Source organism: Pseudomonas moorei (assembly GCF_008801475.1).
GTDB classification, from domain to species: Bacteria; Pseudomonadota; Gammaproteobacteria; order Pseudomonadales; family Pseudomonadaceae; genus Aquipseudomonas; species Aquipseudomonas moorei.
This window is the reverse complement of record NZ_VZPP01000005.1, coordinates 136,729-161,360: the sequence shown is the minus strand read 5'-3', so window position 1 is coordinate 161,360 and position 24,632 is coordinate 136,729. Positions and strand designations below refer to the sequence as shown.

Sequence of the window (24,632 nt, the reverse complement as noted above, 5' to 3'; positions counted from 1 at the left end):
ATGCGTCTGCGGTTCATTCTCGGCCTGATGTGTTGTCTGGCGGGCGCTGCCCATGCAGCGCCCGGGACGACAACGCCGCAAAAGGCCTATCTCAGCCTGATCATCGATGACCTGGGGCAGAACCTGCCCCGGGATCGCCGTGTGCTGGCACTGCCCGGCCCGGTGACCACGGCGATCATGCCCGACACCCCTCACGCCAGCGAATTCGCCCGCGAGGCCCACCGCGCCGGCAAAATCGTCATCTTGCACATGCCCATGGACCCGGCCACCGGCCCGTTCGCCTGGCACCCCGAGCTGCCCATCGAAGAGCTTGAGAAACGCCTCGACGCCGCCTTCAAAGCGGTGCCCTACACCGCCGGAATCAACAACCACATGGGCAGCCGCATGACGGCCCAGCAACCGGCGATGACGTGGTTGATGGCGAACTTGCAGGGTCGGCACAAATTCTTCGTCGACAGCCGCACCAGCGCACAGACCGTGGCGGCCGCCGAAGCGCAAAAGATCGGCCTGGCGAGTGTTTCCCGGGATGTGTTCCTGGACGATGAACGCACTGAGTCAGCAATCCTCACGCAGCTCCAGACAGCGATCAGCCTGGCGCACAAACAGGGTTCGGCGGTCATGATCGGGCATCCGTATCCGCAGACGCTGGCGGTGCTTGAGCGTGAGCTGCCCAAGCTCAAGGCGCAGGGCATCGATTGGATCGATATCAAGCAGATGATCAGTGTGCGCAGCAATCGGGCGACGGCTGCGCATGGCAAGGATGGGGTGTACCGCTGATGGACCGCACCCTGTAGCCGGCTCGCTGGCGAATCGGCCTTGAGCCTTGCATTGCCCTTTCGGCCGCCATCGCTGGCAAGCCAGCTCTTACAAGGATGTATTGGCTGTCGCTACAGATACCGCGCCATGATCTCGTCGACCTTGCCTTCCTTGCGCAGCTGATCCAGTGCCGCCTGAAGCTTGGCCACCATTTCGTCCGACACGTCCTTGTTCAACGCCAGGTACAACTCGGCGCTGTTGAACCGCAACACGGTCTTGAGCCCGTTCACACCTTCCTGACGCGCCAGGTAGCGCCCGGCCGGATCGCCCGTAGCCCACAGATCGATCTGGCCGTTGACCAGCTTCCTGGCGTTGTCCTGATCGCGCAGCACCACGACGGGGTTGAGCCCCTGCTTGGCCAGTGTCTCGGCGATGGCGTCGCCCTTGTAGGCGCCAATCCTGTACTTGCGGGCGTCATCCAGGGTTTCGAGGGTGATTGGGCTGTCAGCCTTGGCCAGCATGATCCAGTCGTCCGGACCGATAGGGCCAACCCACTTGAAGAGCTTTTCGCGATCGGGCAGCCGCGCCATGACGAACACGCCGTAGCCGGGTTTTTCCAGGGTGAGTTTGTAGATTCGCTCCCAGGGGAAGCGCAGCGTCAGGCTGTAGGTGATCTCGGCGCGCTTGAAGATTTCGCGGACGATGTCCGTGGCGATGCCATTGATGTTTTCGTCCTGCGCGAAGTTCTTGCCGTTCTTCGCCATGTTGTACGGAGGGAAGTTTTCCGTCAGCAACACCATGTCGGTGCCGGGATTGTCCGCCGCCTGCACTCCACTGACGAACAACAGGCTAGCGCTGGCGAGGACAAGAAGAAGGCGTTTAAACATTGTCTGGCTACCGAAATCCATGGCGTACCCAAGAGTGCCTTGAGCCCGCCATGATGTCCACTGGCCTGCATCGGTTTGTTTAGCGCATCACAATTCCGCGATGGGCCATATAAGCCTTGGCTTCCTGCACGGTGTATTCGCCGAAGTGGAAGATACTCGCCGCCAACACCGCACTGGCGTGGCCTTCGAGGATTCCGTCGGCCAGGTGTTGCAGATTGCCGACGCCGCCGGAAGCGATCACGGGAATCCCCAGCGCATCGCTGATGGCGCGGGTGACGCCCAGGTCGAAGCCGTTTTTCATGCCATCCTGATCCATGCTGGTCAGCAGGATCTCGCCGGCCCCCAGGCCTTCCATTTTCTTCGCCCATTCAACCGCGTCGAGACCGGTCGGCTTGCGCCCGCCGTGGGTGAAGATTTCCCAGCGCGGGGTTTCGCCCGGACCGGAAACCTTCTTCGCATCGATTGCGACGACGATGCACTGCGAGCCGAAATGCTGCGCCGCTTCACCGACGAATTCCGGGTTGAACACCGCCGCAGTGTTGATCGACACCTTGTCCGCACCGGCATTGAGCAGGTTGCGAATGTCCTGCACGGTGCGCACGCCACCGCCCACGGTCAGCGGGATGAACACCTGGCTGGCCATGCGCTCGACGGTATGCAGCGTGGTGTCGCGACCATCGACGCTGGCGGTGATGTCGAGAAAGGTAATCTCGTCCGCGCCCTGCTCGTCGTAACGACGGGCGATTTCCACCGGGTCACCGGCGTCGCGGATGTTTTCGAATTTCACACCCTTGACCACCCGGCCGTTGTCCACGTCCAGGCAAGGGATGATGCGTTTGGCCAGCGCCATGGTCAGTCCTCAGCCTTTGTACGAATCGCAGAAAGCTTGCGCTTCAGCGACGTCGAGAGTGCCTTCGTAGATCGCCCGGCCAGTGATGGCACCGATGATGCCTGGCGCCTTGGCGTCGAGCAGCGTCTTGATGTCGCCCAGGTTGTGGATGCCACCGGACGCGATCACCGGGATCCTGGTCGCAGCGGCCAGCGCGGCGGTAAACGGTACGTTGCAGCCCTGCATCATGCCGTCTTTGGCGATGTCGGTATAAACGATGGCGGACACGCCGTCAGCTTCAAACTGCTTGGCCAGGTCGATGACCTGAATGGTGCTGATTTCCGCCCAGCCGTCGGTGGCGACGAAACCATCCTTGGCGTCCAGGCCGACGATCACCTTGCCCGGGAACGCACGGCAGGCTTCGGCCACGAACGCCGGATCTTTCACGGCCTTGGTGCCGATGATCACGTAGCTCACGCCCGCTTTCACGTAGTGCTCGATGGTTTCCAGGGAACGGATACCGCCGCCGATCTGGATCGGCAGGTTCGGGTAGCGCTTGGCGATGGCGGTAACCACTTCGCCGTTGACCGGCTGGCCTTCGAAGGCGCCGTTCAAGTCGACCAGATGCAGACGACGGCAACCGCCCTCCACCCACTTGGCAGCCATGCTCACCGGGTCATCGGAGAACACCGTGGAATCTTCCATGCGGCCCTGGCGCAGACGAACACAGGCACCGTCTTTAAGATCGATAGCGGGAATAATCAGCATCTGGCAAACCTTCAGAATTGAATGTTCAGCTTGGCTCGGAAATCAGTTTTTCTCGAGCGCCCACAGGTCGCTTTCGATGCTTTCGAACCTCTCTTTGAGGTGCGTCTGCACATCGAAAATCGCCCTGTTGTAATAGTGCGGAGCAATTTCACGGGTAAACAGCTCAAGAATCTCAGCCGCCTCGAATGTGCCGAGGTCCAGTTCGAAGCGGTCTTCCATGAAACGCTTGATCTTGCTGTTGGCCTCATTCTCCTGCTCGGGGGTGAGCGTGAGGATCGGCGGCCTGGATTTCTTGACGGCCATTTACCAGCGACCGTCCCACGCAGCGAAGTTCTGCAGCAACTGCAGGCCATGGGTATGGCTCTTCTCCGGGTGGAACTGCACGGCGAAACGCGAGCCATCGGCCAGCGCCGCGGCGAAATCGACACCGTAATGACCACCGCCCACCACCTGCCGCGGGTTGGCGGCAGCGATGTAGTAGCTGTGCACGAAGTAGAACCGCGCCAGATCCGGAATGTTGTGCCACAGCGGGTGACTCACCGTCTGCTTCACTTCGTTCCAGCCCATGTGCGGGACTTTCAGGTGTTCGCCGTCTTCATGCAGGTCTTTGCCGAAGAACTTCACCGCGCCCGGGAACAGGCCGATGCAGTCGACGCCGTCGTTCTCTTCGCTGGTGTCGAGCAAGGCTTGCATGCCGACACAGATGCCGAGGAACGGACGGTCCTGGCTGACTTCACGCACCAGCGAGTCGAAGCCCAGGCGACGGATCTCCGCCATGCAATCGCGAATTGCGCCGACGCCGGGGAAAACCACCCGGTCGGCTTCGCGAATCACATTCGCATCGCTGGTGATCAGGACCTTGCCGGCACCGACATGCTCGAGGGCCTTGGCCACCGAGTGCAGGTTGCCCATGCCGTAATCGATAACCGCGACTGTCTGCATTACAGGACGCCCTTGGTCGATGGCATTTGACCGGCCATGCGGTCATCGAGCTCGACGGCCATGCGCAGGGCACGGCCGAAGGCCTTGAACACGGTTTCGATCTGGTGGTGGGTGTTGTGGCCACGCAGGTTGTCGATGTGCAGGGTGACGTTGGCATGATTGACGAAGCCCTGGAAGAATTCCTGGAACAGGTCAACGTCGAAGCCGCCGACAGTCGCGCGGGTATAGGGAACATGCATCTGCAGGCCAGGACGGCCGGAGAAGTCGATCACCACGCGCGACAGCGCTTCATCGAGCGGCACGTAGGCGTGACCGTAGCGACGGATACCTTTCTTGTCGCCGATGGCTTTGGTGAATGCCTGACCCAGGGTGATACCGACATCTTCCACGGTGTGGTGATCATCGATATGCAGGTCGCCTTTACTGACGATATCCAGGTCGATCAGCCCGTGACGGGCGATCTGGTCGAGCATGTGCTCAAGAAAAGGGACACCGATCTCAAATCGGGCCTTTCCGGTGCCATCCAGGTTGATCGAGGCTTTGATCTGGGTTTCCAGAGTGTCGCGCTCGACAGACGCCTTACGTTCGGCCATCACCAGCTCCGCAAAATCATTGGGCGAAAAAGGCAACCATTATAGGGGCGCGGGCCGGAAACAGAAACACGGGAGGTGATATCGCTGACGAGTGAATTCAGGAGCCGTAGCCATGTACATGTCAGTACAAGCCATTCTGGGCGGCGTGAAACAACTGTGGGAGCGAGCTTGCTCGCGATGAGGTTCTCACATTCAACATTTTTGTTGACTGTCAGACCGCTATCGCGAGCAAGCTCGCTCCCACAGGATCGGTATCGGCCTGAAAATGCTCGGGCCAGTTCCTTAGTGAAACAACACTGCCGTCTTCTGCAGGGTCACCCACACACCCCACGCCAACGGAATCCCCACCACCAGCCACGCCGCCACCGCCAACGGCTTGGAGCCCGCCGCAGCTTTCCACTCCAGTACGGTGCTGCTGTCAGCGCCCTTGTCGTGGCCCAGTGCCTGTTCGGCGGCCAGTTCGGCGTCGGTCATGAAGTACTTGTCGGCCACCGGGCGCACCAGCAGGTTGCACAGGAAGCCCAGCACCAGAAGGCCGGCGAGGATGTACAAGGTGATGTCATAGGCCGCCGCACGCTCGACGCCGATGCTCAGCTGATATTCACGCAGGTAGTTCACCAATACCGGCCCCAACACGCCCGCCGCCGCCCACGCGGTCAGCAGGCGACCGTGGATCGCGCCGACCATTTGCGTACCGAACAGGTCAGCCAGGTAAGCCGGCACCGTCGCGAAACCACCGCCGTACATCGACAAAATGATGCAGAACGCCGCCACGAACAGTGCAACGTTGCCCAAGTGACCGAGGTTCGGGATCAGCGCATACAGGGCAAAGCCCAGGGCGAAGAACACGAAGTAGGTATTTTTGCGCCCCAGATAGTCCGAGAACGAAGCCCAGAAGAAGCGCCCACCGATGTTGAACAGGCTCAGCAGACCGGTGAAGCCAGCAGCGATCGCGGCGATCGAAGCCAATTGCGCAGCGTCCAGCTGACCAAACGTCAGCCCGTTACCCAGCAATTTGCCGGCGAACACTTCCTGCAACAGAGGCGAAGCCATGCCCAGGATGCCGATACCGGCGGAAACGTTCAGGCACAGCACCAGCCACACCAGACGGAATTGCGGGGTCTTCCACGCCACATTCACGTGGACGTGACGATGAGTGATCATCGAGTTCGAGGCTTTCTTCACCGGAGCGGTCCAGCCTTCAGGCTTCCAGCCGGTTGGCGGCACGCGGTAAGACAAGGCGCCACCAATCATGAACACGAAATAGATCGCGGCCATCACCAGGAAGCTCTGCCACACGCCGACACTGGTAGGCGAGGCGAAATGCCCCATCAGCGCTGCAGCCAGCGGTGCACCGACCATCGCGCCGCCGCCAAAACCCATGATTGCCATGCCGGTGGCCATGCCGCGCTTGTCCGGGAACCATTTGATCAAGGTCGACACCGGCGAGATGTAACCCAGGCCCAGGCCGATACCACCAATCACGCCGGAGCCGATCCACATCAGCCAGATCTGGTGCGTGTACACACCCAGCGCCGAAATCAGCAGACCACCGCACCAGCACAGCGCCGATACGACGCCGGCCTTGCGTGGCCCGGCATGTTCCAGCCAGCCACCCCAGATCGCGGCCGAGCAACCCAGGAAGATGAAGAACAGGGTATAGATCCAGCCGAGCATCGAGATCGGCCAGTCGCATTGCGAAGAAAAGACTTGAGCGATAAAGCTCATGTCCGGCGCGCAAGCCACCGCAGCGGTGATTCCCAATGCCTTGGACAGTGGCAACCAGAACACCGAGAAGCCGTAGGCCATGCCGATGCACAAGTGGATGGCCAGCGCGGCCGGTGGTACCAGCCAACGGTTGAAACCGGGCTTGGCGATAATGCGTTCCTTGGACAGGAACGCGGATCGATCGGCCGTCACGCCGTCCGCCGTAATGCTCGTGGTCATTGTGTATCCCCCAATTATTAGTATCGTTCCTCAGCCACTCTTCACCCCTCCAGCCTTGAGTGCACACAGGCATGACCGTTTTTTCCGGGTGAAACTTCCTTTCGCTGCGACATCTCGCCGCAGAAGGACCGACGAACGGACGAAGGTTACCATTTGCAAGTGACAGAAATACCAAACTGACATCACGTTTTGTACGTTATCTGACCTCTTGAGCGACAGGCCCCGGCAACGGTCGCTCCATCAGTGCGCGAATCGCTTACAACCCACAGGAATCACTATGCCAATCATTGTCGAGCCGTTGAACGAAGCCACCGGCCAGGATCAGCAAGACCTGCAGAAGATTTATCGCGACGCTCCGGACTGGCTGTTCGCACCGTTCGCCGGGGACTCACCGCTGATCGAAGCCTGCCTGCAGGACGGGTCGCTGATTGCCGGGCGCTTCAATGACCGGCTGCTGGGTGCGGCACGACTGCAACGGCACCCTGACGTCTGGCATTTGTCTCATCTATGCGTGCGAAAAATCACTCGTCGCCGTGGCGTCGCTGAACGTCTGGTGCGCGAAGCACAGAAGATGGCCGCGCAATCCGGTGCCACATTGCGCCTGCTGTCCCCGGCCGGGCACCTGGAATCCCGGGCGCTGGCCGCAAAGCTGAATGTGCTACTGGATGTTATGTAGAAATGATCGCTGACCGGTCGTCCGTTACTGAGCGCTATACTCCTCGGCTAAATTTCGAATTCGACTAAATACAAGGACTCGCCCATGAAAGCGTTCGGCAAAATCCTGGGTCTGGTACTTCTCGGGTTGTTGCTGATCATTGTGGCGCTGGGCTTTGCCCTGACCCACTTCTTCGATCCCAACAACTACAAAGACGAGATTCGCCAGATAGCCCGCGACAAGGCCCACATCGAGCTGACGCTCAATGGCGATATCGGCTGGAGCCTGTTCCCATGGCTGGGCCTGGAATTACACGACGCCGGTGTTGCGACCCTGGCCAAGCCCACCGAACCGTTTGCCGATCTGCAGATGCTCGGCCTGTCGGTCCGCGTGCTGCCGCTGCTGCGTCGTGAAGTGCAAATGAGCGATGTCCGCGTCGAAGGCCTGAACCTGCGCCTGACCCGTGACAAGGATGGCCATGGCAATTGGGAAGACATCGGCAAGGTCCCGGCGCCGACCACGACCGGCACGCCTGCCGCCGCCTCCGGTGAACCGGCGCCACAAACCACGGCCCAGGTTGAAAAACCGTCCCAGCCGGTGCGCCTCGACATCGACAGCCTGACCGTCAACAACGCCCGCGTTGAATACAACGACGAGAAGACCGGCAAGCAATTCAGCGCCGAAAGCATTCAGCTCAGTACCGGCCCGGTGCACGACTCCACCAACACTCCGATCAAACTCACCGCGTTCCTCGGTACCAACCAACCGGTTCTGCGGGTGCGCACCGAGCTCAACGGTGAGCTGCGTTTCGAGCGCGCATTGCAGCGCTACAAACTCGAAGACATGAGATTGTCCGGCGAAGTTGCCGGCGACCCGCTGCAAGGCAAGACCATGACCTTCGCCGCCCAGGGCCAGTTGTTACTGGACAAGGCGGCCAATGTCGCCGAGTGGACCGGCATCAAGATCTCCGCCAACCAACTGCGTGCGCTGGGCGAGCTGAAGGTCAACGACCTCGACAAGACGCCACAGATCAGCGGTGGCCTGTCGATTGCCCAGTTTGATCTGGCGAAGTTCGTCGACAGCATCGGTCAGACGCTCCCGGCGATGGCCGAAGGCAGCCTGAGCAAGGTCGAACTGGTCAGTCGCCTGGCGGGCACGCCGACCAGCCTTGTACTGGACGAAATCAACCTGAAAGTCGACGACAGCACCTTCAGCGGCCGCATCGCCGTCGAAGACTTCGCCAAGCAATCGCTGCGAGCGGTGCTCAAGGCCGACACTTTCAACGTCGACCGTTATATGCGGCCGAAGTCGGCTGAGGCCAACAGCGCGACGCAAGTGCGTCAGGCCGAAGTCGCCAGCACCGAAGCGGATGCCCTGGCCGGCGCCGGCAGCACACCGCTGCCACAGGCACCGACCAAAGACGCATGGAGCAACGAGCGCCTGTTGCCGGTGGAACGCCTGAGCAAACTCGATGTGGATGCCGACCTGACCTTTGGCCAGCTGACCCTGGAAAAACTGCCGATTCAGAACGCGGCACTCAAGGCCAACGGCCAGGGCGGACTGCTGACCCTGACAAACCTGCGCGGCGATCTGTATGGCGGCAACTTCGAAGCCACGGGCACCCTCGACGTACGCCAGCAGGTACCCGCGCTGAACTTGCAGACGAAGATCAACCGGGTGCCGGTGGAGAAAATCCTTGAAAGCCAGGGTAAAAACCCACCGGTCAAAGGCCTGGTGACCCTCAACAGCAACCTGACCGGCAACGGCAACAGCCAGAAAGCGCTGATCGAAACCCTCAACGGCAACGCCGGTTTCGTCATCAACAATGGTGTGCTGCTCAACGCCAACCTTGAACAACAACTGTGCAAGGGCATCGCCACGCTCAACCGCAAAACCCTCAGCGGCGAGCCTCGGGGCAAGGACACACCGTTCCAGGAACTCAAGGGCAACCTGACCTTGCGCAACGGCGTAGCCAGCAACCCGGACCTGAAAGTGCGCATCCCGGGCATGACCGTCAAGGGTGACGGTGATGTCGACCTGCGAGTGCTGGGCATGGATTACCGCGTGGGCATCATCGTCGAAGGCGACACCAGCGCCATGCCGGACCCCGCTTGCCAGGTGGGCGACAAGTTTGTCGGTATCGAATGGCCACTGCGTTGCCGCGGTCCGCTGGAACTGGGTGCCAAGGCATGCCGTCTCGACAACGAGCGCATGGGTCAGGTCGCAAGCAAACTGGCCGGAGACAAGATCAGCGAAAAAATCGACGAGAAGCTGGGCGACAAGGTCAGTCCTGAACTGAAAGATGCACTCAAGGGGCTGTTCAAGCGATGAAAGCCGAGCAGTTTTCAACGGCGGTGCTGGACTGGTACGACCGCCACGGCCGGCATGACCTGCCCTGGCAACAGGACATCAACCCTTATCGGGTGTGGGTTTCGGAAATCATGTTGCAGCAGACCCAGGTCAGCACCGTGCTCAATTACTTCGATCGCTTCATGGCCTCGCTGCCGACGGTCGAAGCCCTGGCCGCTGCGCCGGAGGACGAAGTGCTGCACCTGTGGACAGGCCTGGGTTACTACACCCGTGCGCGCAATCTGCAGAAGACCGCGAAGATCGTCGTCGAACAATACGGCGGCGAATTTCCCCGGGACGTGGAAAAACTCACCGACCTGCCGGGCATCGGCCTGTCTACGGCCGGGGCCATTGCCAGCATCAGCATGGGCCTGCGCGCGCCGATCCTCGACGGCAACGTCAAACGCGTGCTGGCTCGATTTACCGCGCAGGAGGGTTACCCGGGCGAGCCAAAGGTCGCCAAACAGCTCTGGGCCAATGCTGAGCGCTTTACCCCCCATGATCGGGTCAACGCCTACACCCAGGCGATGATGGATCTGGGCGCCACGCTCTGCACCCGCAGCAAGCCGAGCTGCCTGCTCTGTCCGCTGCAAAAGGGCTGCGAGGCGCACATGCTCGGTCTGGAAACGCGCTACCCGATCCCCAAACCGCGCAAGGCCGTGCCTCAGAAGCGCACGCTGATGCCGTTGCTCGCCAACGGCGACGGCGCGATTCTGCTTTACCGTCGCCCTTCCACGGGCTTGTGGGGCGGTTTGTGGAGCCTGCCGGAACTCGATGACCTCGACGACCTGCAGCACCTGGCTTCGCAGCACTCACTGGCGCTGGGCAACCAACAGGCCCTGCCGAACCTGGTGCATACCTTCAGCCATTTTCAGTTATCCATCGAACCCTGGCTGGTACAGGTCCAGGAGGACGGCCACCACGTGGCCGAGGCCGACTGGCTCTGGTATAACCTCGCCACCCCGCCGCGCCTGGGCCTCGCCGCCCCGGTCAAAACCTTGCTCGAACGCGCGGCCGCCGTATTGAACGCAGGAGAATCGTCATGACCCGCACCATCATGTGCCGCAAGTACAAAGAAGAATTGCCAGCCCTGGAGCGCGCTCCATTCCCGGGTGCCAAGGGCCAGGACATTTTTGACCACGTCTCGGCCAAGGCCTGGGCCGACTGGCAAAAGCACCAGACCCTGCTGATCAACGAAAAACGCCTGAACATGATGAACGCCGAAGACCGTAAATATCTGCAGGGCGAGATGGACAAGTACTTCTCCGGCGAGGATTACGCCAAGGCCGAAGGCTACGTTCCGCCTGCAGAGTAACCCTGCAAAATCGGGGGGCGGATCGTAAGCGACGGAATTAATTTAAGAAATTTTAAAAAAGTCGTTGACGTAAATCCGAAAAACCCTTTTAATGCGCCCCGTTGCCCAGATAGCTCAGTCGGTAGAGCAGGGGATTGAAAATCCCCGTGTCGGCGGTTCGATTCCGTCTCTGGGCACCAAAATACCGAGAAACCCCAAGGAACAATGTGTCCTTGGGGTTTTTTATTGCCTGCGATTTAATGGCCGCTGGACCATTTCTGGACCAGGCCCTTAACACTTTTCTTTGACTCACCATCCCAGCCTTTCCCACACCCCCCTCTCAAAAATAAATAGCTTTCGAAACTCTTGAAGCTATCGCTGAGAGCTCGCCTAAGCCACATCCAGCGAGTCGCAATACAGCCCGCCCCAGAAACCCACCTTCACATCGCCTACACCCCTCACAGCGGCAACCCCGCCTCCTTCGCATTTTTGATTTCGTGCCGTACGAAAGTCACGCGGCTCACGCGGCGTCCGAGAGAACCCTGTAGTGATCTAATGAAATCGCGCGACGCTATTCATGCATGGCTATAGTATGGTCAAAACTGCGGAGGGACCCGATGGAACCCGGCATCAAAGTGCAGTTGCTTGCTTCAATGGCCGCAGGTCGCCTCGTTATCGTTTGCGGGGCGGGGCTTTCTATGGCCCCACCCAGCAGCTTGCCTTCTGCGTGGCGGGTTGCTGAGAAGTGTTTTGATGAATATCAGCTAACGGTAGACCCGACTTGTGATCCGGCACTCCGCGGCAACCTAGAGGCTTTTGCGGAGCATTTTGTCCCCACAAACAACCTAAAAACAGTCTTTATCGAACGACTTGTTCCCTGGACTGATTTCGTCAGACTTCCCAACGCAGGCCATGCTGCAATTGCAGATTTTCTAGTTACCCGTTCAGCATTTGCCAGTTTGTCGGCCAACTATGACACGCTCATCGAACAACACGCGGTGAGTTATGGCTTCGATTTTCGTGGTTCGTTGGATGGCGATGAGGCGGTAGTATCTAACAGAACTCAAGGCCCCCTACTTAAATTTCATGGTTGCTCGACCAGAGATCGCCCCTCGACGGTTTGGGCGCTCTCCCAGCTCAATGACCCTACGATTTCTGCCCGAATCGAAAAGAGTAAAACCTGGATCGAGGCGAATCTCCGACAAAAGGATCTACTAATAATCGGATTCTGGTCCGATTGGGCATATCTGAATCAGCTAGTAGGTTCGGCCCTTACCAATGTGGGGCCGCTTTCAGTCACCGTCGTTGACCCATCCAGCGCTGAACAGTTGCAAGAAAAAGCACCAGACTTATGGGCGTTGGCTCATGCCGAGAACGTCGCGTTTCACCATGTACAGGAGTCCGGCGCTGAAGTCCTCGATGAGCTACGCCGCGCCTTTTCGACCAACTACCTTAGACAAGTGATCGCGGCAGGAAAAACGACGTTTGAACAGAGTACGGGCGAACCTTGCGATCCAGACTGGCTCAAGATGCCGGATTTTGATAGTGAAACACTATATGGCTTGCGTCGGGACGCCGAAGGTGTTCCCTGGGGGAAACCTGCGACAAAGACTTCTCCAGGAAACTGTGAAGCCCTTGGATTCTTTCACCTCCTGCTTCGTCAGTCCGGCGCCGAACAGCAATCAGACGGATATGTATTGAGTGGGAGACGTGTTCGGGTCATCAATGGCGCTGGAATGGTCCTCAGCACTCTGCGTTCTAGGTTTATTGAAGCTCCCTCAGTCCAGACCGCTGATATTGTCGTCGCGGTGGGCGCCACGGACCTTGGGCTTCCTGACAATGTCGTCCGTCGCGGCCGCGAGAATGATGTTGTTCGCCCCGAAGTCGGCGGAACTTGGTTCGATTTAGCCAGCGCACGAGAGGAGCTAAATATCTGATGGACATAACATTACAAGCAGAAATCATTCTGCGGAGGGCAGGTTACGAAACCTGGCCTTGGACAGCTACCTCCCCGGCCGTTATCTGCTTCGAGAATGCGATGACAATAGGCTTTATTCATTTATTTGAATCTGCCGAAGCGCTGCTCAATGGTTGGAGAGGACGCCAACAGACGATTCTATCGCGACACGCTGCCGCCCTTCGTTTGGCCGGGGGCAAAGCGTGGAACGTTTATTCCATTTTTCTTACGGACGAGCAGGCACCAACTCATCAACGAGCTATCCAGCGGATAGAAGAGGATTTTACATTGACGCGCAAAATTGCTCGTGCTGCGATCCGAACTCCTGAAGATGTTGAAAGGGCCTTGCTCCCACTCACGGCTGTTAGAGCCCAGCCAATGCTAAGCAAATCTGATTTTGAGATTCGCCTGCGATCACGCCTGAAAGAGGTTTCACCGGAAGCCGTTACGGCCTTTTTGGGAGAGGCAAGCGCAGCTGAAGTCGCGCGAATATTGGGAAGCTCGTCATGAAATTGGACTTTGTCGAAGTGTGTGGCTTTCGCGGTTTCCGCGACAAAGTACGCATTGATTTTGGAGCAGGCTTTACGGTGATCAGCGGCCGAAATGGCGTAGGTAAAAGCACATTATTCGATGCTGTTGAATTCGCTCTCACAGGTTCGATCGATAAATACACTGTCGAAAAGTCCGCGAAGGAGACACTTAGTGACTATCTATGGTGGCGAGGTGATGGCACCCCGCAGTCTCACTACGTAACCCTGGCTTTCATCAAAGCGAACGGGGATAAATTCACAGTTACACGCACGCGCGAATCGGGTTCGGATCGTAGCTCCGAAGAGATAGAGGCTGCCCTATGTTCAGATCAAAGCCCTGAAGGTGCGCTTCGTCAGCTTTGCAAAACCTCAATCATTCGCGATGAATGGATAGCAGCACTCAGTGTCGATCTGACTGAAACAGAACGATTCGAACTTGTCCGTGCAGCCCTCGGAGCAGTCGAGGGCGCCGAGCTTGGGGCAAAAGCCAAGGAGGTTGTGGCAGGTGCAGAAGCGACCTTTGCTCGGCATGAGGAGACGTACAACGCTTTACGGAACCAGATATCCGAAAAGCTTTCCGAGCTAACGGTGCTTCGAGACACCGTATCTCGCTCTGGAGACGTAGCGATCGCAATGAAGCTTGTCGCGATGGCGGTGCCGGACGCACCCACTGAGCTGCTTGCTCGTCTTGTTGCCGGTCGTGCTGCACTAGCCGCTAGGCGAGCCAAACTAGGACCATCTGGTGAGGCCGTCCAACAGGGGCGCGAAATAGCATTGTTGCGCCAGAAATTAGATGCCCCGGAGATGCGACTTCGTCGTGAGGCTGTGCATCTTGAGCTGAAGAGTACGGAAGCAGCCAAATCCGAGGCAGAGCGAATCGTCGCCCAGGCCAAAGAGAACCTCGTCCGTGAAGAGCAGGCAGACGCTATTGCCGCGTCATTGGCGGCGCTAGTCGAATTTGGCGAGCAGCATGGACTCCATGACGAGCATTGCCCCCTCTGCGGGGCCATGAGAACGTCTCAGGAGTTTGAGTCTGGCCTTGCGATTGCTCGAGCACGAATTTCTACACTTGAATCTGGGGTTGTCGCTGCCCGTCAGGCACTATCGACTGCCAAGGAGAATGCTGAACGCACATCGATTGAATTTGCTTCAGCTCAATCAGAATGGGCTGCGATCAATCAAGAAGAGACTCGCCTCTCTGCGTACGAACAGAAGCACGTCGAGTTGTTTGAGCAATACGGTCTGGATTATCGCTTTGTCCAGGACCCAGCCGGCCTCGAGCTTGAGATATCCTCAGAGCATGATCGATTGATCGACTTAGAGCGGGCATTGCTGACTCTCGAAGCGTCTCAGGCTATCTCCATGGTTACAATCCTAGAAGATAGAATCAACTACCTGCGTAATGATGCCGATGAGGCCGCAGATGTTATGGCGCGGTCCCAAGCGTCCGTCGTGGCTGCGAAGGACATCGAGCGCGCAATAAAACGCGTCAGCGCCGAAATCATTGATGAGCGCCTTGCACAAATTAGCCCCTTGTTAAATGAACTGTATCAACGACTACGACCTCATGCCGACTGGCGAACAATCGACTACAGTATCCGTGGTGATGTCCGCCGCTTTCTGAGCCTCAAGGTCGGCGACGGTCTCAATCCGCAGTTCGTATTCAGTAGCGGTCAACGCCGCGCAGCAGGCCTTGCATTTCTCCTCTCAGTTCATCTTGCCCGTGCCTGGACTTCTTGGCGCACATTGCTCCTTGATGACCCGGTGCAGCACATTGATGATTTTCGGGCTCTTCAGCTTGTGGAAGTGCTCGCCGCTATTCGACTAGAAGGGCGCCAAGTTATTTGTGCGGTGGAAGATTCTGCACTCGCAGAGCTGATGTGTCGGCGGTTACTGAGCACCCCTGAACAAGTGGGGCTGTGTTATGACATTGACATTGGCCCTGAAGGCTCGGCAATTGTAGTGTCTAAGGTTGAAGTCCCTCCCCTTCCTGTAGGTGTGCTGCGCCGTAGCTCCGGCCTTCAAGTGGTTGGTTAGCTTTGCAATCGGCAGGGTGAGTCAGTTTTTCAGTAGCGCCAACACAACAAGCCAAAGTGAGGCTTCTGTGATCGCTCTAGCATTTGAGAAAAAGAATGTGATGCGCGTGATGGAGGGCATAATCCCTGATCAGAGAAGCTATTGCCGGCGCCTGCGAGGTAGAGAAGACCACGCTGTGAGCAAAGATCACATTTCCCTTTGAGTTTGGAATACGTCACGTTAAGGATTCAATGAATTGCAAAAAAAATACATAAAAACAGAACATAGCACGCCAAATAGCGCCACTAGAAAATACATTATAATTGGTGGAGCAATCGCCCTCTTAGTAATTGCGTTTTGCGCTATTTCATACTACTCGAAGATAAAAATTAATCTGGCAGTAGCTTGCAATAAGGACGCGTGCCACGAAAATGTTTTCCTACTCCACGGCGAGGTAAAAAGCGGATCATGGCCATTGGTTTTAGTAGGCATTAAATATATGACTACGCAGCATCCTGAAATTAAGACGATTTGTATTTCATCCCAAGGGGGAGAGGTCTCTGATGCAATAATGATAGCGGACGCCATCTATGCCAATGGACTAAATACATGCCTTGCCTCTCGTTATGAACTGAGCGAAGATCGGCATTTATCCGTAGATGGTTTATGCCAGTCGTCATGTACTTGGATGATTCTCGCTGGTAAGGATAGGATTTTGTACGATGACAAGATTGAGCTAGGATTTCATGCGGCTAGAGACAACTCTGGTAATAGATCAGATGACGACCTGCCCATGCTAATAAACAAAGTCAAAAACTACGTTAGTAGGCGTCCTGACCCATTGACTGAAACAAAAAAACTGTCCCGCCTTAGTTGGTGGGCTTTCCAGCAAGGGACTAAGCGCGAGACCACGAACTGTACTGCCCACGAACTGCAGAGCAAATATCCCTACTTTACAGATGTTCGCTCATGGAACACGGCACCAGCGCGTTCGTGCGGACTCAAAGCACCTGAGGACGTGCAGGAGATACTCGACCTAGAGGTTCATTTGTATGGTTTCGAAGCGAACCAGATCTCTTGATGGCCTTGAAATATTTACCCTGACTTTAAATTGATTACCAGCCAACATCAAAAGAAACAATCAAGGCTATAAAAACAATCTAGACAAATATAAAATTTTGGTCTTTAAATTTATAAAGGAGGAACTGCCACATGGAAACGATCAATAAAAAAATAGAAACCCGCAGAACACATATCCGCTTTTTGTATGCACTATCGTTAGTCATCGGAACTTGCTTACTCCAACCGCTCAGCCAGGCATATGCTTCACCTGAAATAACGGCGATTCAACAAAGTGCCGAGCAAGGCAAAGCCGATGCACAACTCAATCTCGGACTCCGTTATTTAAATGGCGATGGCGTGTCACAGAACCATCAGCAAGGTGTTTTCTGGCTCCGCAAAGCCGGCGAACAAGGACAGGCAAGCGCACAATACGCGCTGGGGTTCAGCTATGAAAACGGTGTTGGTGTACCGCAGGATCACCAACAAGCAGTTGCCTGGTACCAAAAGGCCGCCGAACAAGGTCAAGCCGGTGCCCAATTCTATCTCGGCGCTCATTACGACAACGGGACCGGCGTTCCACAAGATCAACAGCAAGCCATCTTCTGGTTCCGAAAGGCCGCCGAACAGGGACAGGTCGAAGCCCAGTATAACCTTGGAGTTCACTATGATAATGGGATTGGCTTAACACAGGACCAACAGCAAGCAGCTATATGGTACGACAAGGCTGCCAAGCAGGGTTTTTCCAAAGCTCAGTACAACCTAGCAATTAGCTACTTAAACGGCCAAGGCGTGCCACAAAACAAAACGCAGGCCATCTTTTGGCTCCAGAAGGCCGCTGCGCGGGGCCATGCCGGCGCACAAGAAATCTTAGATGAAATAGCACAACCATGACAAAACCGATATATCTACCGTCTCCTGATTAAGGTAGCCAGTCTAAAATTTTTGCTGCGATGCTTTTTTCATGGTGCAATACTCACCCAGATTCAGCGGCAGCGGTGAGATGCCGTGTAAAGTCACTCACTATGCCAAGCACTTACATCAACCAAGAAAATCAATTAAGGACAATAGTGAACCTCGATCTAAACGGCCACAATTTTACTCTAGACGATGTCCGCAGACTGATTGCATCAAAGGATGATTCAGCAGATCGTCAACTCCGAGTAACAAAAGATGGGTTAGCATACCTTTCGGATACAACTGGATCCGAAGAAATAGACAATCTCTGTTTCAGGCTAGAAACCTGGGACGAAGGGACTGACTATGTAGGGCAAAAAGCTGCAATTCATGATGAGTGGGTTTCCAAAATTTATGAATGTCTAAAAAATAATTGGCCAACGCCAGTTTCAAGGCTTATCGACCAATTTTGATAAACCAAAAACGCAAAAACTCAGCTAATCTTTAATCACTTCGAAACCTTAAACAAATAGAAAGCCTTCCTTGGTCCGCGTCTGAGCTACTAGTCTCTGGACGCGGATCGTTTTTTTGCTTGCCTTCAATAATAATTAAGTTCTAATAGCGTATCGACGGCGCAAGCTTGTCATCTACAATAAAAGCATTCAAAGAAGACTCACCAAAATACCCCAGCCAACTAAATTCTGCTCACCACCACCAACAACACTCAGCAACGACGATATAGCATCACCAAAAACAAAAGCATCTTTTAATCTTAAAATGAAAACCGCATCAAAATCAAAATCAGGCAGATATATTTCTATGACCCCAACAATGTGTCGGGCGAATACTTAGGAGATATCTATGTGTGCATGTAAAAACCCTTGGATTTCCAGTGCTATTGACTCTGGCAGACATATTCCTGATCCGCGTATTCAAGCTGCAATCAGCGTTTATGATTTGTTCTGCACGCTATGTCATGAAAAGTAAGCAACCAACTGTGTCAACATCGGATCCAGTTACTTATACCTCGAAGTTAAAAGTTCTTTAACCTCCCCCCTAGACAATTGTAAAAAGCGCCTCACTTCGGTGAACACAAGTGCTCGTTCCGTTTGAGCTAGGGCAATGGCCATCACAAAATTATTACTATGGAAAAACCATGAGCAGAATCAAAGCCGCTGAACCAAGTTACATGGAGCTACTATCTGTAAAGGAAGGGCATGCGCCAAAGCTAAGTCTTGGAGCCGAAGGGAAGATCACCTACCAACTAGCACTATCAATTGACAAAAAGCAGATCTTCATCGCTTTGGTCGACAGTGGAAGCCAGGGCTACTTCAGTCGGGAGTGGATTAACGCCGATGCCATTCTCAAAATCTTGGAAGGTCTGGGTCAACGAGCAGAGGCATTCCCCAGCAAGGTACTACAACCCGTCTTTGTGGGACGCTCTAGCAATAATGCCCCGTTCCTTGCCGCCGCCTTGCTGGCTGAAAAATTACTGGGGCGAGATGGGAAGCATGAATCCAAACTACGGGTAACTGACGATGGTGCCACATGGAGAAAAGGTGTTCTGACGCTTAAAGGTAAGTCAATTCGTGTTCGGCTTGATGGAAAGCCAATCGTGTCTACCACCCAGGTAACTAGCCCACCATCCGAGCCAAGCAACGAGCAACGGCAAATCGAGGAGGCAGACCATGCTGCTGATTCGCCAGAGTGAAGCTACCGTTCAAATCCAGGACAGCGGCATTCGGCAGTGGGTAGAGGACCAGTATCAGATGCTGCGGGAGTATGGCTCTCAGTGGTTACCTGATGAGCTCGGGTGGTTTGCAGTCTGGGGCGAAGGCGATGATCCCTACGACAAAGGGCTTTTCCTCGGAGTCAGAAACCTTTTACAAAGCCCCTATGATCCAAATATTTCATTTGAGATTGTCGAAGATCACGGTCACTTCTATGAGGTCGTGATCCTGCTTTCCGACCTGCTCTCGGTGGCCGTGCTCATTCCAAAAGGCCTAACCCTTCAACCGGAAATGAACAGGATACTCGCGCAGTGGATTTCACCTTGATTTAGCGCTGCTATTTCCCATCCGTTTATCAACGGACGACCGTCGCAGGTAACAACAGCTTCCGCTGCTGTTGGCATTTCCGGCATTGACACCGAAAGCACCGGAAATGAACCGGAGCGACGGACGTAATCCACAGCCTCAAGTTCACCAACCCATCAACCCAACAACCACGACCTCTGATGACTACCCTGGCTCAGCTTTCTGAGCTGACTCAGGGATAGTCCAAACTCGTGTCGCTAAAAGGTGCCCTATGAGCAAGCTCATTCGCTTTTCCAAGCGTGTGATTGATGCGCTGCCACCGCAACCAGCAACTGCCAAAGCGAGAGAGTGCGAATATTCAGATACAGAAGTCTCGGGCCTCAAACTCCTGATCAATCGACAGGGTCGAAAGTTCTTCTATCTGCGCTACCGACATGCTGGGCGTCAGCGAAGCATGAAGCTCGGAAATTATGGTGAGTTAGACGTTAGCGAGGCCCGTTTACTCGCCCTGAAGCACCGGACCCAGCTTTCGAGTGGTATTGATCCGCAAGAAATCGTAACCGAGTCAGGCATGACGTTTCGCCGCTTCATTGATGACCACTACCTGCCGCATGCGTATGCAAGTAAACGCAGTGCAAACAGCGATGATTCAAAATTCAAAACTCACCTATTTGATATGTTTGGCATACGACTTTTAGCCTCTATCACCAGACAGGAGATCCAGCGCTACCATGACGAATTAATCAGCAGGCGGGCTCCTGCAACTGCTAACCGACATCTCGCCCTTCTGAAGCGGTGCTTCAACCTCGCCATTTTATGGGGCTACATGGATAGCAACCCGGCGACCGGCATTCGTATGCACACGGAGAACAACCAATCCCAGCGTTTCTTAAGCATTGATGAGGCTAAGCGACTATGGAAGGTACTTAGCACTGAGCAAAACCAAATAGCTGCAAGCGCTATCAAATTGATGCTACTGACCGGAGTCCGTCGCGAAGAAGCGCTGCAAGCACGCTGGGAGGATATTGATCACGAAAGACTACTCTGGAGTCTGCCTATGACTAAAAGTGGTCGCCAGCGCTTCGTCATGCTCAGCGAAACGGCGCTATCAGTACTGAACGAACTATCAAATAAAGGAGGCGCTAATTATCTCTTCCCTGGGAGTAAGCCAGGCAAGCCGCTGAGCAACGCTCGTAAATGCTTCCAGCGAGCACTTAAAGCGGCGGGGCTTGCTCATCTTAGGATCCATGATTTACGCCATACATTTGCCTCCTTGGCAATAAACAACGGCGCAACGCTGTATGAGGTTCAGCATTTGTTAGGTCATGCCAGTAATACAACCACCCAACGGTACGCCCACTTGGCATCCGACAACCTGAGAAAGGCGACCGCACGCGTTGGAGCGCTTGTTGTGCCAGTCGACTAAGCGGGTGAAGTTTCGACTTGATCTGACATTGACCGGGTTTCCGGTATTGACTGTCAGATCAAGCCCCACCCGAAACAGCATCTTTGCGGTTTGAAACTGAGCCGTTTCAATTACCATCTGGCTCTACGTTTATGAAAGCTTCTCGGTCTTCCGACCATTCAATCTGAAGGTCCTTAAGCCATGCTGTTTGCAGGTGGTAGTAAGGTACCTTCCCTACCGTATTGCGCCCCACATCTGTTCGAACAATCAACTCATCTTCTTTAAACTGCTTACCGATTTTCTCCATCTGCCCCACACCCGGAAATACCTCCTCAAGATACTCTTTAGAAATCATGAGCGTCGGCATGTTTCCTCTCCACTCCTGATGGCGGTAGAGTTTTAAACCTGACCTCGGAGAACTTTGAAGGATACGTTTCTGGCTTATTAGAGCTTCAGATAACCGATACAGGTGATTCCATCGAGTGGTGACCCAAAGATTGGCACAAACAATCACACCATTAAACAGATCGATTTCATCAACGTATTGCTCGCTGAATACTTTGTTCCTGAGAGCTACCCTCCCCGCCAACACGGCTAGCGCAAACCGAGTCAAAACGCGCTCCGCACCACCATTGCTCACGTAGCTTGGGTAGCTTCCGACAAGATCCTGTTTTATATCATGAAGCTCAGCTTCCCAGCTTTGACCGCTCATCTCAGAGAGAAGCGCTTGGATGAACGCTGGTGCCACCGTCCCATACTGGCTCGGAATACCAGCCGATACTGCTTTTTTTATGTCGTCAGGCAGGAAGACGTATTCGTCAGCACTTTGACCTTCAAAGCTCACATCGCCGCCGCCGATATTGATATCAACACCTCGATCGAACACACCCTGTCGTGCATTTCGACTCACTAGTGACATGATAGGCTCCTCGCCTGTCGTCATAACGAACAAGGTCTTCGGCGGGGATTCTTGGACATCTCCGTTACTACTCAACCTAGTGCGACTGGCACCATTTCCTGTCTCGTAAACGTACCTGTCGAGATCACCGAAACTGTTGCTTCCGATCTCATCAATCAACATCGGGCCTAGCGAGGCTTGCTGGCTTTTTGCCTGGAGAGCACGTTGTGTCGAGCCGAAGGTCTCGATAATTGATCTCCCGCCCCTCCCCACACTGCTTTGCCCTGGTGCAGTAGTGTTTCCGTATAAGCTCGCAACGGTCGACAGAAGCAACGTTTTCCCTCGACCCGCCCCCCCGAAGAAGTTAAATATGCAAGAAGACAAGCCAGGTAAAAAGTCGATCATGGAAGCAGCTAATCCCAGCTGTATTGCCCCCGTAAGAACGTAATTTTTACTTACTGGATTTAATACGTCACGATTCCAGTCTTCAAGCGTGCCGGATTGTGACAGTCTCGGCGCGGATACATCGACGTAAAATCGTTTGAGGTCAGTGCCTGGAGCAGTTAATAACTCCTGACCACAAACACAGGCATCGATTACTGAATCGTCACTTCGAAGCCATCCTTCACCTTTTATCCAAAGCTGGGTGTCGATTCTGGGAAAGGCATCTCGGAGCAACTCTTTGACCAGCTCCCCTAACCCTTTCCGATCCACGACGCTGGGTACCACAGAAACGATCCATTCCGTTAGCTTTTTGGTATCTTGCATGGTGCCATTCGCAACGACTGAAGATATCACTCGATACTTCATCCCCGAACGGCTCAAAATATTAATACGGGTAGAGATGTGACCGGTATCCGGATCCTGCAATATCTTATCAATCCAGATACAAGGCGCGATTTCTTCTACATCATCTTTTTTACGACGGCGCACTACATCGAGTGAAAACTCAAAATTTTTAAATACCCGACGCCCGTACATTGCCTCGATTAAGCCGATCTCGCATGCTGCAACCACTTCCATGAACTCGAACGGAAGTGACTTGGGTTGGTTCCCACTGTCTGGAGTTGACCACTGGCCAAACTCCGCCTCCTCTTGGCTTGCCCCCACGTCTAGATGCAATTTAATACTGCCTAACGCCCACTGCAAGAATTCCAGTAATTTACTGTCCTGAATTGAGGTCTTCGAAAATGGAAGAAACACACCTAGACTTGTTTGGAAGACCAGAAAATGTTTCAACAAAACCGGAACAACATGGCCGTATTCAGAATGAGTCTTTAGAATGGAGAAGATAACTGTATGCTCATTGAACTGTAGGCTCTTCACTTCTGTAAGTGAGTCCATGTCCCCATCAAGAGCTTTCCCGCCTGACAGTAATGCAGCATCAATAATATCGGCTGATAACGTCTCCCTAGAATAAAACCGCTTCATTTCTCGCCCCTTTTATTGAGGCCGAGGACACTTGATACCCGACAGCTAGCCTTGAGCAAGTCTGCTGCAGCGAGCGCACAGTACCTCTCACTCATCCTGATTGACGAGTGGCCCAGCAATCCTTGTACGGTATAAAGAGGGATCCCCTCCTTGACACACGCCGAGGCGAAAATATGACGAAGATCATGAAATCGTAACGATAACGGTAGGCCCACAGCGTGGCAGGCTCGCTTCCAGGTTCGAACGGGCCTCGACATGTGCGAATAACCACGCGAGGACGGAAATAACCAGCCATTCGGTGGGGATTCAACTGTCCCCTCGACCAGCCGACTCAGTAACTTTACGCACTCGTCACTGATGGGTACATGCCTAACTTTTCCGCTTTTGGTAAACCTGAGGGTGATATGCCGTGTGGGAAGGTTTACATCGTCCCACTGTAGCGTTAGCGCCTCTCCGATACGCATTCCAGTGAGCAGTAGCAATTCCACGAGGCAGGCGGTACGCGGATTAGCATCGTCCAACCAATCCACTGCCAGACGGAGACGACCGATAAACTCATCGTTGACTTCATAGAGTTTCACCGGAACTTCCCTCAGCAGTTTCAGACTGCGGGTCGGGTCTTTGTCGCAATACCCTTGGTCAACAGAAAATCTGAAAATTGACCGCAACATGGCCAAGTATCGATTCCGGGTCGCGTTGCTCAAGGATGAGTTCAAGTCAGCCATGACTGCTTGCACGTCCGTTAAACCAATAGCTTTAATACGTTTGCTGCCCAGGATCGGCTCAACAACCTTCTCGAAGCGCTTTCGTTCACGACCCGTAGAGCGTTTTCCGCTGTACTCCCCCGATTTCGCATACGCCTCGAAAGCCTGAGCAAGCGTCAACGAGCAAGGGCGGAAGTCGGCACTTAATGTCTCGGCTGCCTTTTTTCGCGCCTGCTTGAGGGTCAGGTCCTTAGAGGTCCCCAACTTTACACGCCGACGCTCTTTGGTCGTTTCACGCGTATAGTAGGTCGTGTTTCCCGTTGCAGGGTAATTAACGATAATCAGTTCTTCAACAACTGAATCTCTGACTTCGATCTGTTTTACGGACTTTGAAATAGACATTAAAATTCCTTAGATAACTATGCGATATTTTTTTCTTCATATTTTTACACCTGTAAGTAAGCGGATTAGACTCTTGCATTCAAAATTAACTTAGAATAAAGAGCGACGCGAAAATCTAGCGCTGAGAGCGCCATTAAAAGCAAGACGTTGATACATGGAACCTTGTTAAGGCTATATCAACGCCACCAAATTGTTAAAGAGCGATAATTTTGTTGAATTCAAGATGCAGCTTGCCCTGGCCGTTCGGCCAAAACCTGTAACAAAATGACATTCAACC

Annotated in this window: 23 protein-coding genes and 1 tRNA gene; 15 read left to right on the top strand and 9 right to left on the bottom strand. The window is 54.6% G+C overall.

Annotated elements, in window-relative coordinates; all coding sequences use genetic code 11:
• On the top strand, positions 1 to 777 hold the full coding sequence (locus F7R06_RS11000) for a divergent polysaccharide deacetylase family protein (RefSeq protein ID WP_090328041.1): 777 nt from the start codon (positions 1 to 3) through the stop codon (positions 775 to 777).
• Positions 778 to 887: 110 nt separating this feature from the next.
• On the opposite strand, the gene F7R06_RS10995 is transcribed toward F7R06_RS11000, so the two are convergent.
• The 7 genes from F7R06_RS10995 to F7R06_RS10965 all read right to left on the bottom strand — a co-directional run bounded on the left by F7R06_RS10995 (position 888) and on the right by F7R06_RS10965 (position 6,722).
• Positions 888 to 1,643: a substrate-binding periplasmic protein gene (locus F7R06_RS10995; protein ID WP_090328039.1), complete on the bottom strand. Its 756-nt coding sequence runs from the start codon at positions 1,641 to 1,643 to the stop codon at positions 888 to 890.
• Between the two features lie 79 nt (positions 1,644 to 1,722).
• Complete coding sequence (hisF, locus tag F7R06_RS10990; protein WP_007897430.1) at positions 1,723 to 2,493, bottom strand: imidazole glycerol phosphate synthase subunit HisF; 771 nt, start codon at positions 2,491 to 2,493, stop codon at positions 1,723 to 1,725.
• Positions 2,494 to 2,502: 9 nt separating this feature from the next.
• Positions 2,503 to 3,240, bottom strand: coding sequence for a 1-(5-phosphoribosyl)-5-[(5-phosphoribosylamino)methylideneamino]imidazole-4-carboxamide isomerase (gene hisA, locus F7R06_RS10985; RefSeq protein ID WP_090328037.1), 738 nt, complete (start codon positions 3,238 to 3,240; stop codon positions 2,503 to 2,505).
• A 42-nt stretch (positions 3,241 to 3,282) separates the two neighbouring features.
• Positions 3,283 to 3,543, bottom strand: a complete 261-nt coding sequence (locus tag F7R06_RS10980; RefSeq protein ID WP_090328034.1) for a DUF2164 domain-containing protein — start codon at positions 3,541 to 3,543, stop codon at positions 3,283 to 3,285.
• Positions 3,544 to 4,182, bottom strand: coding sequence for an imidazole glycerol phosphate synthase subunit HisH (gene hisH / locus F7R06_RS10975; RefSeq protein WP_090328031.1), 639 nt, complete (start codon positions 4,180 to 4,182; stop codon positions 3,544 to 3,546).
• Entirely contained in the window at positions 4,182 to 4,775 is a 594-nt protein-coding gene (gene hisB, locus F7R06_RS10970) for an imidazoleglycerol-phosphate dehydratase HisB (RefSeq protein WP_047536319.1), read from the bottom strand. The genes hisH and hisB overlap by 1 nt, the downstream gene beginning before the upstream one ends.
• A gap of 282 nt (positions 4,776 to 5,057) precedes the next feature.
• A complete protein-coding gene (locus tag F7R06_RS10965; RefSeq protein ID WP_090328029.1) occupies positions 5,058 to 6,722 on the bottom strand; it encodes an OFA family MFS transporter in 1,665 nt (554 codons plus the stop codon).
• Positions 6,723 to 6,999: 277 nt separating this feature from the next.
• On the opposite strand from F7R06_RS10965, the gene F7R06_RS10960 reads away from it, so the two are divergent.
• The 14 genes from F7R06_RS10960 (at position 7,000) to F7R06_RS10895 (ending at position 20,941) form a co-directional block, all read left to right on the top strand.
• Positions 7,000 to 7,398, top strand: a complete 399-nt coding sequence (locus F7R06_RS10960; protein WP_090328027.1) for an acetyl-CoA sensor PanZ family protein — start codon at positions 7,000 to 7,002, stop codon at positions 7,396 to 7,398.
• Positions 7,399 to 7,482: 84 nt separating this feature from the next.
• On the top strand, positions 7,483 to 9,708 hold the full coding sequence (locus F7R06_RS10955) for an AsmA family protein (protein WP_090328024.1): 2,226 nt from the start codon (positions 7,483 to 7,485) through the stop codon (positions 9,706 to 9,708).
• Positions 9,705 to 10,772, top strand: coding sequence for an A/G-specific adenine glycosylase (gene mutY / locus F7R06_RS10950; protein WP_090328021.1), 1,068 nt, complete (start codon positions 9,705 to 9,707; stop codon positions 10,770 to 10,772). The genes F7R06_RS10955 and mutY overlap by 4 nt, the downstream gene beginning before the upstream one ends.
• The gene (locus tag F7R06_RS10945; protein WP_003220737.1) at positions 10,769 to 11,041 is read left to right on the top strand and encodes an oxidative damage protection protein; all 273 of its coding nucleotides are present in this window, start codon (positions 10,769 to 10,771) and stop codon (positions 11,039 to 11,041) included. The genes mutY and F7R06_RS10945 overlap by 4 nt, the downstream gene beginning before the upstream one ends.
• Before the next feature lie 103 nt (positions 11,042 to 11,144).
• Positions 11,145 to 11,220 (top strand) — tRNA-Phe (locus tag F7R06_RS10940).
• Between the two features lie 417 nt (positions 11,221 to 11,637).
• The gene (locus tag F7R06_RS10935) at positions 11,638 to 12,957 is read left to right on the top strand and encodes an SIR2 family protein (RefSeq protein WP_212613238.1); all 1,320 of its coding nucleotides are present in this window, start codon (positions 11,638 to 11,640) and stop codon (positions 12,955 to 12,957) included.
• Positions 12,957 to 13,487: a hypothetical protein gene (locus F7R06_RS10930; protein WP_090328017.1), complete on the top strand. Its 531-nt coding sequence runs from the start codon at positions 12,957 to 12,959 to the stop codon at positions 13,485 to 13,487. Before F7R06_RS10935 ends, F7R06_RS10930 begins: the two co-directional genes overlap by 1 nt.
• Positions 13,484 to 15,544 (top strand): AAA family ATPase, encoded by a 2,061-nt coding sequence (locus tag F7R06_RS10925; protein ID WP_090328015.1) that lies wholly within the window; start codon positions 13,484 to 13,486, stop codon positions 15,542 to 15,544. Before F7R06_RS10930 ends, F7R06_RS10925 begins: the two co-directional genes overlap by 4 nt.
• A 235-nt stretch (positions 15,545 to 15,779) precedes the next feature.
• Positions 15,780 to 16,604 (top strand): hypothetical protein, encoded by an 825-nt coding sequence (locus F7R06_RS10920; RefSeq protein ID WP_139204845.1) that lies wholly within the window; start codon positions 15,780 to 15,782, stop codon positions 16,602 to 16,604.
• A 131-nt stretch (positions 16,605 to 16,735) separates the two neighbouring features.
• Positions 16,736 to 17,476, top strand: a complete 741-nt coding sequence (locus F7R06_RS10915) for a tetratricopeptide repeat protein (RefSeq protein WP_090328009.1) — start codon at positions 16,736 to 16,738, stop codon at positions 17,474 to 17,476.
• Between the two features lie 131 nt (positions 17,477 to 17,607).
• Positions 17,608 to 17,952 (top strand): hypothetical protein, encoded by a 345-nt coding sequence (locus F7R06_RS10910; protein WP_425415239.1) that lies wholly within the window; start codon positions 17,608 to 17,610, stop codon positions 17,950 to 17,952.
• Positions 17,953 to 18,635: 683 nt separating this feature from the next.
• Positions 18,636 to 19,190: a hypothetical protein gene (locus F7R06_RS10905; protein WP_090328004.1), complete on the top strand. Its 555-nt coding sequence runs from the start codon at positions 18,636 to 18,638 to the stop codon at positions 19,188 to 19,190.
• Complete coding sequence (locus F7R06_RS10900) at positions 19,168 to 19,536, top strand: hypothetical protein (RefSeq protein ID WP_090328001.1); 369 nt, start codon at positions 19,168 to 19,170, stop codon at positions 19,534 to 19,536. Before F7R06_RS10905 ends, F7R06_RS10900 begins: the two co-directional genes overlap by 23 nt.
• A gap of 250 nt (positions 19,537 to 19,786) precedes the next feature.
• A complete protein-coding gene (locus F7R06_RS10895) occupies positions 19,787 to 20,941 on the top strand; it encodes a tyrosine-type recombinase/integrase (RefSeq protein ID WP_090327999.1) in 1,155 nt (384 codons plus the stop codon).
• Positions 20,942 to 21,047: 106 nt separating this feature from the next.
• Here the strand turns inward: F7R06_RS10895 and F7R06_RS10890 are convergent, their stop codons facing one another.
• Together F7R06_RS10890 and F7R06_RS10885 are read right to left on the bottom strand one after the other, a co-directional pair.
• On the bottom strand, positions 21,048 to 23,249 hold the full coding sequence (locus F7R06_RS10890) for a DUF927 domain-containing protein (protein ID WP_090327996.1): 2,202 nt from the start codon (positions 23,247 to 23,249) through the stop codon (positions 21,048 to 21,050).
• Positions 23,246 to 24,355, bottom strand: a complete 1,110-nt coding sequence (locus F7R06_RS10885) for a tyrosine-type recombinase/integrase (RefSeq protein WP_090327993.1) — start codon at positions 24,353 to 24,355, stop codon at positions 23,246 to 23,248. Before F7R06_RS10885 ends, F7R06_RS10890 begins: the two co-directional genes overlap by 4 nt.
• Positions 24,356 to 24,632 lie beyond the last annotated feature (277 nt).